The sequence below is a fragment of the Frateuria defendens genome (genome assembly GCF_001182895.1).
Lineage (GTDB): Bacteria > Pseudomonadota > Gammaproteobacteria > Xanthomonadales > Rhodanobacteraceae > Frateuria_B > Frateuria_B defendens.
Window position 1 is genome coordinate 1 of sequence record NZ_LFQR01000329.1, and the last position, 237, is coordinate 237.

Annotated in this window: 1 protein-coding gene; it reads right to left on the bottom strand. The window is 31.2% G+C overall.

Going from position 1 to position 237, the window contains the following annotated elements:
• Window positions 1-237, bottom strand: a 237-nt coding sequence (locus tag ACH65_RS19450; protein ID WP_082190410.1) for a transposase, incomplete at both ends; no start/stop codon positions are given.

Sequence of the window (237 nt, forward strand, 5' to 3'; positions counted from 1 at the left end):
GTAATAAGTGGCGTTTTATTAAAATCATCTATAATAGCCATATAGTTTTGCTCACTATCATAACATGCATCAGCTACAATATACTCCGGTAAATAACCGAAGGTATTTTGAATCATTGTTAAAAATGGAATTAAAGTTCTAGTATCTGTTGGGTTTTGAAATAGGTCATAGGATAAAACAAATTGAGAATTTGTCGCTATTTGTAAATTGTATCCTGGCTTAAGTTGGCCAAAGTGT